Source organism: Hymenobacter glacialis, assembly GCF_001816165.1.
Classification (GTDB): Bacteria; Bacteroidota; Bacteroidia; order Cytophagales; family Hymenobacteraceae; genus Hymenobacter; species Hymenobacter glacialis.
In genome coordinates, this window is the sequence record NZ_MDZC01000070.1 from 17,875 (window position 1) to 27,369 (window position 9,495).

A 9,495-nucleotide genomic window follows, 5' to 3' on the forward strand; every position below is an offset into this window, starting at 1 on the left:
TCCGGTGAGAGGATGCTTCCTTCGTCAGCATGACAAGGGGTGCCCTTAATACTGGCTGATAAACGCGTACGCGCCCAGCGTGTAGGTGGTGGCCGAAGTGAAGTGGTTGCCGCCCTGTATGGGGCGCAGCTGCACCTGCGTGGCCCCGCGCTTTTGCATGGCGTCGTAGGCGTCCTGGGAGTTGAAGAAGGGCACGTAGTCGTCGGCGGTGCCGTGGAACAGGGCCAGCGGCGCGCGCGGCTTCCAGTCGTGAATGTCGTTGTCGGCCAGGGCGGCGGCCAGGGGTGCGTCGCTGTTGTTCAGCACGGCATTGCGGAAGGCGGGGGCGAATAATTGCGCCTGCTGGCTGGGCACAGGGCCAAACGGGTCGGCCTGCAGCTGCGTGGCGTAAGGCTCCTGGTAGTAGAAGGCGAAGGGCCGGTTGAGGGCGTAGATGCGGTCGTAGGTGCGCAGCACCCACACGTAGGAACTCAGGAAGCTGAGCGGCTGCGTGGCACTCAGGATGTAGCGGGCAAAGGCGCTTTTGTGGTAGGCACCCGCGCCGGGCGCGCTGGCCGTGACCGGCAGCGCCGTGGCGTATTTCTCTTCCAGCAGCTTGTGGAGGGCCATGGTGGCGTACCCGCCTTCGGAATAGCCGAGGAGGAAATTCTTCTGATTGACGGCGATTTTCTCCCGCTCGCAAAACTCCCGGGTGGCCCGCAGCATGTCGGCCGAGGCCGAGGCCAGCGAGGCGGCGTGCTCGTAGGGGTGGGGCAGGGCCTTGGAAGCGCCGTAGCCCAGGTAGTCGGGTGCCGACACCACGTAGCCCGTGGAAGCCAGCACCGACACCACCGACCACACGTCGGAGCCCGGGGCGTAGTAGGAGGGGGCCTGGGTTTCGCTGCGGGGCTCCAGGGTGCCGTGCTGGTAGCTGAGCACTGGCAGCGGCGCCGTGGCCACGGGCACCAGCACCGCGCCCGAAGCCGTGGTTTCGGTGCCCTCCGGGGTGCGGGTGCGGTAGGTGAGGCGGTAGGCTTTGATGGGGTAGCGCACCAGACTGCCCGCCAGCGGCACGCCCTGCACCCGCCCGGCCAGGTCGGCGGGGCTCACTTCGGCAATCAAGGTGCTGCCGGTGAGGACGGTTTCGGCGGCTACGGGCGCTTCCGGGGCGGGCTCCGGCGGGGTGCTCTTGCAGGCTGGAGCCCCCAACAGGGCTATAAACAGCCAGATAATACGGAATTTTGGAACGGTCAGGAAGTGGGATGGTAGCAAGTGGGGCGGGGTTTGGTTGGAATCTGAAACGCCAACGTTTTTGAACGGGGTGGGCGTTCCGAAAGATAACCCGCCCCCCCAGCTCGCCGCCTGAGCTGCTGTAGAAACAAAGCGCCCCGCCAGTAGCTGGCGGGGCGCTTTCATAGGTATGGTTACGTTAAGCAGACTAACTTGCGAAGAGTTAGTAGACCACGTTTTCCACCGTTTTTATAGACATACGGAATACGTTTGCGGTCAGTGACCGGAGCACAATTTTACCTTCACACGATGCCTTTTCGACACGTTACGCCGGCTTTCTTCGCCGCTCTGCACGATGCGGTCGTGGAGGAATTTGTATTTGATGCGGCGGGTGGCCGCTTGCAGTTGACACTGCGGCTCGTGGCGTTCGCCAATAACCAGTTTGAGCACCGCCGCGAACAGGTCATGCTCTCGGGCCTGCGCCACAAAGCGGATGTGGAGCGGGTACACCAACGCGTTAAAGCAGTGCTGAGTAAAACCGGCCGACCCGAACTGGGCTACGGACTAGACGAATTCCGCCTGCTGCCGCCAGAAGCGTTGGAGCGCGAGCAGGGACGACTGAACGTGCTGCTCGCCATCGACCATTTACCAGTGTTGCACCTGGATTGCCAAAAAATTACCAGCCAAGGGATGGGCCTTCTCTGAGGTTTCCCATTCCCAGTGGCCAAAGCATCTAGACCCTCCTTAAACTGAATTGCCCTGTCTACCTTCCGACCGTTTGGATAAACTTGACCTTCGCGTAAATGCGCTGTCTCAACTCTGATTTATGAACCAGCGAATAGCCGGATTGCTCTTGTCCCTGCTGCTTTTACCCACGGTGGCCTTTGCGAGTGGAAATGAAATAATACCGACTATAATCCTCATGGGGGGGGCGCTGTTGCTCTTTTTCGCTGTGCTTTTGCTCGTGCGGCTGCCACTTACCGAGAAGATAGTTTTAGCCGCCATGTACCCGTTGACTATGTGGGCTGTGCTTTATAGCTCTAGCTGGCTGCCTTTTTTGAACAACCTAGTTGTCTTCAACTTGACCGTAGGGATTATGCCGGTGTTTACGACAGTCACAACTTGGCTCCTGCTAAAGAGAAAAAGGCAAAGCGTCACGAAATAACGCTCCATTTCTTAAACTACTAACTTAAACAGCCAGCAAGTTGCATTGGGGCTTGGTGCCGCCTTCATTACGTGAGCCAAGTTTAAGAAACTCCATTAGTCGATGAGTTTCGTAAACTTTAAGAATCAACCAAAATCCCCGCCAGCCACCGCGGGCGCGTTGAGTTGCTGCAAGTTTCGGGGGCTATGCGGTGGGCGGGCGGGGCGGGGCCACAGTTCAGTGCGAAGCGTAGTGTCGCTGACCCTTTGTTAGGCTCCCCTCTCTTTTGGAGAGGGGCCGGGGGTGAGGTTCGACGTGAGGACGAAGCGGGAGAGATGCTTCGGCAAGCTCAGCATGACGGGCTGGCATGGGGTTGTCTGCAAACGTACCTTTGCCCCGTGCAACAGTTAGAAAACTCCCTCAAAACCGCCCTGCAAACTGCCGCTCAGGCAGTTTTTGGCCTCGATATACCCGCCGCTAGCCTCACGCTCCAGCCCACGCGCAAGGAGTTTGCCGGCAGCTTCACCCTCGTCACGTTTCCGCTCACCAAGGCGTTCGGCAAGGGGCCGGAGCAAATTGGGCAGGCGCTGGGCGAGTGGCTGAAAAACAACGAACCCCGCGTGAGCGGCTACAACGTAGTAAAAGGCTTCCTCAACCTGGAAATAGCCGATGCCGAGTGGCTGCAGGTGTTCAGCCAGCTCAGCGCCCGGCCCGCCACCGCCCCCGTGGCCACCAACGGCCCCCAGAACGTGGTGGTGGAGTACTCCTCGCCCAACACCAACAAGCCCCTACACCTGGGCCACCTGCGCAACAACTTCCTAGGCTACTCAGTGGCCGAGATTCTGAAAGCCACCGGCGCCACCGTCACCAAGGCCAACCTGGTGAACGACCGCGGCATTCACATCTGTAAGTCGATGATTGCCTACCAGCGCTTCGGCGAGGGCGAAACCCCGGCGAGCGCCGGCATGAAGGGCGACCACCTCGCCGGCAAGTACTACGTGCTGTTTGAGAAGCATTACCGTGAGGAAATAAAGCAGCTCGAAGCCGAAGGCGTGGCCACCGACGTAGCCAAGAAAAGCGCCCCGCTCATGGCCGAGGCCCAGCAGATGCTGCAAGCCTGGGAAGCCAACGACGAGGCTGTGGTGAGCCTCTGGCGCCAAATGAACGGCTGGGTGTACGAAGGCTTCGACGAAACCTACAAGAACATCGGCGTCGATTTCGACCAGTTCTACTACGAGTCGGGCACCTACCTGCTGGGCAAGGAGCGGGTAGAAGAAGGCCTGCAGAAAGGCGTGTTCTTCAAAAAGGAAAACGGCTCGGTGTGGGTTGATTTACAGGCCGAGGGCCTCGACGAGAAGCTCCTGCTCCGCGCCGACGGCACCAGCGTGTACATCACCCAGGACCTGGGCACGGCCGAGCTTAAGTACCAGGATTTCGGCTACGACAGCAGCATCTACGTCATTGCCGACGAGCAGAACTACCACATGCAGGTGCTGCAGGCCACGCTCAAAAAGCTGGGCAAGCCCTATGCCGACGCCATCCATCACCTCAGCTACGGCATGGTGGACCTGCCCTCCGGCAAGATGAAATCGCGCGAAGGCACTGTGGTGGACGCCGACGAGCTGGTGCGCGACGTAGTGGCCGCCGCCAAAGCCGCCACCCTCGAAAAAGGCAAAACCGAGGGGCTGACCGATGCCGAGCTGGAAGAGCTCTACCACATGCTCGGCCTGGGTGCCCTGAAGTACTACCTGCTGAAAGTGGACCCCAAGAAGCGCATGCTATTCAACCCCGAAGAGTCGGTGAACCTGGAAGGCGACACGGGGCCGTTTATTCAGTATTCACACTCGCGCACGGCCGCCGTGCGGCGCAAAGCCGCTGAGCTGGGAGCTTCTGAAACCGCCGACTACAGCACCGTGACCGAGCTGCACCCCGCCGACAGCGAGCTGATTCAGGAGTTGGCGCGCTACGCAACGGTGGTGGCCGAAGCGGCCAAAAACCTGTCGCCCGCCGTGGTGGCCCAATACGCCTACGACCTGGCCCGCAACTACAACCGCTTCTACGCCAAAGTGCCCATCTTCGCCGAAACCGACCTGGCCAAGCGCAACCTGCGCCTGGCCCTCTCGGCCCGCACCGGCGAGCAGCTGAAAGCCGCCTTCGGCCTGCTGGGCATCCAGGTACCCGAGCGCATGTAATAATAGGGTTAGCTGTACCCCGTTAACGCTACCCAGAACGTCATGTCGAGCGCAGCCGGGACATCTCGCGTGCTGAAATAATCAAATGCCTCTTTGCTCTTTCGGAGTTGTACTCCGAAAGTCCCTTGAGTGAGACCCGACCTCAGGCGACTTTCGGAGTACAACTCCGAAAGAGCGACTAGCAACAAGAGCAACAAGCGCTACCCTGACCAATCCTTCCTTTACCTATGAAAAGCATTGCCGTTTATTGCGGTTCCAGCACCGGAACCAATCCAAAATACATTGCCCAAGCCCAGGCCCTCGGCGCGGCCATGGTGGCGCAGGGCCTCACGCTGGTGTACGGCGGCGGCCGCGTGGGCCTCATGGGCACCATCGCCGATGCCGTACTGGCCCACGGCGGGCAGGTGGTGGGCGTAATTCCCGATTTTCTGGCCGATAAGGAGCTGGCCCACCTGGGCTGCACGGAGCTGCACGTGGTGAAAAGCATGCACGAGCGCAAGTTGCTGATGGCCGACCGCGCCGATGCCTTCGTGGCCATGCCCGGCGGCTTCGGCACGCTGGAGGAGCTGTTTGAAGTCCTGACCTGGGGCCAGCTGGGCCTGCACCGCAAGCCCGTGGCCGTACTCAACGTAGATGGCTACTACGACCACCTGCTGCTGGCCCTCGACCGCATGCGCGACGACCAGCTGCTGCGCGCCGAAAACCGCGGCCAGCTCCTGCAGGCCGCCGACCCGCAGGACCTGCTGGCCAAACTGGCGGCCTACCAGCCCATTCAGCTGGAGAAGTGGCTCACACCGCCCACCACCTAAACCGCACCCGGCCAAAACCCAGCCCGCCGGTGCGCGGTTACGCAGGCGTCGATGCGGCCCTGCGTTTCTGTTTTCAGAATAAACCCATTCACTTTACGCTGGCCCTGGCCGCCAACGCGGCGGCCGGCCCCGTGGCCAAACCAGCCCAACCCCTCCCCATGACTACTTCCACCGAAACCACCGCGCCCGCTTCCGTTTACGATTTTACGGTAAAATCCATTGATGGTAAGGACGTGGAACTGAGCCAGTACAAAGGCAAGAAATTGCTGATTGTGAACACCGCCTCCGAGTGCGGCTACACGCCGCAGTACAAGGACCTGGAGGAGCTCTACAAAAAGCACGGCGACCAGGTGACCGTGCTGGGCTTCCCTGCCAATAACTTCGGCGCCCAGGAGCCCGGCACCGAAGCCCAGATTGCCACGTTTTGCGAAAAGAACTACGGCGTCACCTTCCCCTTGTTCAGCAAGGTGTCAGTGGCCGGCGCCGACACCGCGCCGCTGTTCAAGTTCCTGGCCGACAAGCAGCAGAACGGTGCCGTGGACAGCGCGCCCTCGTGGAATTTCTGCAAGTACCTGGTCGATGAAAACGGCCGCGTGCTGAAGTTCTACAAAGCAGACGTGAAGCCCTTGAGCCCCGAGTTGCTGGCGGATATCGCAGGGTAGTTTTTGCCATTGCTGATTAATAAGAACGTCATGCTGAGCTTGTCGAAGCATCTCTACCGCGCCTTCTGTCATCCTGAGCTTGCGAAGGACCTTCTCACAGCGGAACGATTTGTTCTAACCTGATAAGATGCTTCCTTCGTCAGCATGACAGAAAGCGCGGTAGAGATGCTTCGACAAGCTCAGCATGACGTTGTTTTTTGCTAGTTGATTTCCCAATCCCATGTCCCCCTGGATTTCTGCATTCCGCCCCCGTACGCTGCCGCTGGCTTTGGCCAGCATTCTCACGGGCGCGTTTCTGGCCGCCGCCAACAGCCAGTTCAACGGGCCGGTAGTGGCCCTGGCGGCGCTCACCACCATCTTGCTCCAAATCCTGAGCAACCTCGCCAACGACTACGGCGACTCCCAGAACGGCGCCGATAGCGTGCACCGCGAGGGCCCGCAACGCGCCGTGCAGAGCGGCGCCATCAGTCCGACGCAGATGAAGAGCGGCATGTGGATTTGCGGCCTATTGGCCCTGGGTAGTGGCCTGGCGCTGCTGTGGGTGGCGCTGGGTGCGGCCGGGCTGGGCCTGTTCCTGGCGTTTCTGGCGCTGGGGCTGGCCGCCATCTGGGCGGCGGTAAACTACACGGCCGGCGCCAAGCCCTACGGCTATGCCGGCCTGGGCGACCTGTCGGTATTCCTTTTCTTCGGCCTGGTGGGGGTTTGTGGTACCTACTTTCTGCAGGCGCGGGCGCTGCCGTTGCAAATTCTGCTGCCCGCCGCCGCGCTGGGCTGCTTCGCCACGGCAGTGCTGAACGTGAATAACATCCGCGACATCAAGTCCGATGTGCTGGCGGGTAAAATCACCATTCCGGTGCGGCTGGGTCCGGTGCACGCGCGGCGCTACCATTGGCTGCTGCTGCTGCTGGGCCTGGGCTGCGCCACGGTGTTTGTGGCCCTCACGTACCGCTCGCCCTGGCAGTGGCTGTTTGCGCTGGCCACGCCGCTGTTTGCCTTCAATGCCGTTCAGGTGTGGCAGCGGCAGGACTCCATGCAGATTGACCCGCTGCTGAAGCAAATGGCCCTGAGCACGCTGGTGTTTACGGTGCTGTTTGGGGTAGGGCAGGTGGTGGGATAAGTAGTATAATTTGCAGGTGAAATAATTGCCCCATAATTCCGCCTAATCACTAATGCAGCGCGCCTACTACCACGCCTCAATAGCCGCTTTCCTTGAGCACGATGAGAACCTGATTATGGGTGCCTTGGCCGTAGCACATACCCACGCCCTCGAAGAGCTTCAGAAAGCTGCCTGGCAACAACAGATTCGCATTCTAAAGCAGCAACTGTCTGGTCTACAGCGGGGGTACTTACTGTTCGAAGTGGCTATTCCACGCATGGGCAAGCGAGCAGATGCGATTGTGCTGTTGGATGATGCGGTTTTTGTACTCGAGTTTAAAGTGGGAAGTAGGGCTTACGACCAAGCTGCTCTGGACCAAGTGCTGGATTACGCGCTCGACCTAAAAAACTTCCATGCTGGCAGCCACTCGGTGAGAATTTTACCTCTCCTAATTGCCACTCAGGCCCCTCCACATCAAAACGAGTTGCATGCCTTCACTGATGGCTTGTACCGCACACTCTTAGCTAATGCAACTCAGATAGCTGAATGCTTGCATTTAGGTACTGCTGTAATGAGCGGGCCTATTATCAATGTCGTAGCGTGGTTGCAGGCTGGCTACCAGCCTACTCCCACCATTATTGAGGCTGCCCAAGCTCTATATAAAGGGCATCGAGTGATGGATATTACCCGCTCCGATGCGGGCGCAGTGAATTTATCCATTACAGGGGCCTGTATCGATGGAATTATTGACAAAGCAAAGGCACGCGGCACCAAAGCCATTTGCTTTGTGACGGGCGTGCCGGGAGCAGGTAAAACTTTGGCGGGCTTAAATATTGCCAGCGAACGCACCAAAATCGATGCACAGGAACACGCCGTATTTCTGTCTGGCAATGGACCACTAGTGGAGGTGTTGCGCGAGGCATTAGCTCGCGATAAAGTGAAGGATGCTAAACAGCAAGGCCGAGGCCTAGGAAAAAAACAGGCGGTGTCGGAAGTACAGTCCTTTATTCAGAATATTCATCACTTTCGCGACGAAGCGCTACGCCACTCCGGGCCGCCTATAGAGAAAGTAACTGTTTTTGATGAAGCTCAACGAGCATGGTCGGCACAACAGGCCAGCAAGTTTATGCAGCAGAAGAGGGGGCAAGTCGACTTTTTTATGTCAGAACCTGAATTTCTAGTAGAAGTAATGGACCGGCATTCTGATTGGTGCACGGTGGTGTGTCTCATTGGCGGTGGTCAGGAAATTAATACAGGCGAAGCAGGTCTCGAAGAGTGGCTGCGAGCCTTCGAATCACGCTTTGCAGATTGGGACATCTATTACTCCCGCCGTATCCGCGAAGACCGAAATTATCTAAAGGATGATGCTGCAGTTGCCCGGCTAGATGCCTTACAAGCAGAACCACTAGATGATTTGCATTTAGCTGTGTCAGTGCGCTCTTTCCGCGCCGAAAAACTAGCCGCCTTTATACAGGCTGTTCTTGATGCCCGCTTAGCGGAGGCTCGAAGCATTTATAGCACTTATTTACAAGCCGTGTACCCTTTGTATATCACACGTGAGCTGGAAGTAGCCAAAACTTGGCTTCGGCAGCAGGCCCGTGGAAGCGAACGTTGTGGCCTAGTAGCCTCATCGGGCGCCCACCGGCTTAAGCCATTGGGATTAAATATCAGAGATAAAATTGATGCGTCGGTGTGGTTTCTAAACGACCGGAACGATGTCCGTTCGTCGTACTACCTCGAAGACGTTGCAACGGAGTTCGATATTCAGGGACTGGAACTGGATTGGGTGGGCGTGGCGTGGGATGCCGATTTCTGGTTGCAGAACGGACATTGGCAATTCCGCAAATTCGTGGGTACACGATGGCAGCAGTGCAATACTGCTGATAGCCGGCGCTACTTACTCAATGCCTACCGTGTACTGCTCACCCGTGCCCGCCAAGGCATGGTACTTTTCATTCCCACAGGAAGTGCAACAGATATCACCCGTCTCCCCGAGTTTTATAATGAGGTGTACGAGTTTTTTCGAGCCATAGGGATTCCTGAACTTGAGTAAGTTTTTGTACAGATACTATGTCCTATTTCTAGAAAAATGAGGATGAGACATCATTTATCAAAAAAGGCAGCTCAGTTAGGCTGCTTTTTTGATAAATGATGTAAGTAAATCTAGTTAACGACGGGTGCTGTTGGTGTTTCGCCGGAAGCCGGAGCACCCTCACCACCCTCGGGCTTGGGGCCGCGTTTGCGGTTGCGGCCACCGCGGCTGCGACGCTCGCCTTCGGGCCGGGGCTCACGGGGTTCGCCTTCGGCGTGGGGCTCACGCGGGGGCCGAGCCTCACCTTCCGGACGTGGGGCGCGGGGCTCACGCGGGGGGGCGGGCTTCGCC

General features: G+C 58.6%; 7 protein-coding genes and 1 pseudogene. 6 read left to right on the forward strand and 2 right to left on the reverse strand.

All coding sequences use genetic code 11. The features are described from left to right. Positions 1-45: 45 nt before the first annotated feature. Positions 46-1,251 carry an alpha/beta hydrolase family protein gene (locus tag BEN48_RS11400; protein WP_241502255.1) on the reverse strand — a complete coding sequence of 402 codons (1,206 nt, stop codon included), beginning with the start codon at positions 1,249-1,251 and terminating at the stop codon, positions 46-48. 267 nt (positions 1,252-1,518) lie between these two features. On the opposite strand from BEN48_RS11400, the gene BEN48_RS11405 reads away from it, so the two are divergent. The 6 genes from BEN48_RS11405 to BEN48_RS11440 all read left to right on the forward strand — a co-directional run bounded on the left by BEN48_RS11405 (position 1,519) and on the right by BEN48_RS11440 (position 9,165). Further along, positions 1,519-1,914: a hypothetical protein gene (locus tag BEN48_RS11405; RefSeq protein ID WP_070734988.1), complete on the forward strand. Its 396-nt coding sequence runs from the start codon at positions 1,519-1,521 to the stop codon at positions 1,912-1,914. A gap of 837 nt (positions 1,915-2,751) precedes the next feature. Beyond that, the gene (gene argS, locus BEN48_RS11415; RefSeq protein WP_070734992.1) at positions 2,752-4,545 is read left to right on the forward strand and encodes an arginine--tRNA ligase; all 1,794 of its coding nucleotides are present in this window, start codon (positions 2,752-2,754) and stop codon (positions 4,543-4,545) included. A gap of 227 nt (positions 4,546-4,772) precedes the next feature. Then, positions 4,773-5,354, forward strand: a complete 582-nt coding sequence (locus BEN48_RS11425; protein WP_070734997.1) for an LOG family protein — start codon at positions 4,773-4,775, stop codon at positions 5,352-5,354. Further along, positions 5,330-6,016 carry a glutathione peroxidase gene (locus BEN48_RS11430; protein ID WP_317043703.1) on the forward strand — a complete coding sequence of 229 codons (687 nt, stop codon included), beginning with the start codon at positions 5,330-5,332 and terminating at the stop codon, positions 6,014-6,016. The genes BEN48_RS11425 and BEN48_RS11430 overlap by 25 nt, the downstream gene beginning before the upstream one ends. A gap of 220 nt (positions 6,017-6,236) precedes the next feature. Then, positions 6,237-7,133 carry a 1,4-dihydroxy-2-naphthoate polyprenyltransferase gene (locus BEN48_RS11435; protein ID WP_070734999.1) on the forward strand — a complete coding sequence of 299 codons (897 nt, stop codon included), beginning with the start codon at positions 6,237-6,239 and terminating at the stop codon, positions 7,131-7,133. Positions 7,134-7,185: 52 nt separating this feature from the next. After that, the gene (locus tag BEN48_RS11440; RefSeq protein WP_070735001.1) at positions 7,186-9,165 is read left to right on the forward strand and encodes a DUF2075 domain-containing protein; all 1,980 of its coding nucleotides are present in this window, start codon (positions 7,186-7,188) and stop codon (positions 9,163-9,165) included. 110 nt (positions 9,166-9,275) lie between these two features. Here the strand turns inward: BEN48_RS11440 and BEN48_RS19430 are convergent. Further along, positions 9,276-9,495: pseudogene (locus BEN48_RS19430) on the reverse strand (hypothetical protein); the annotation flags it as partial.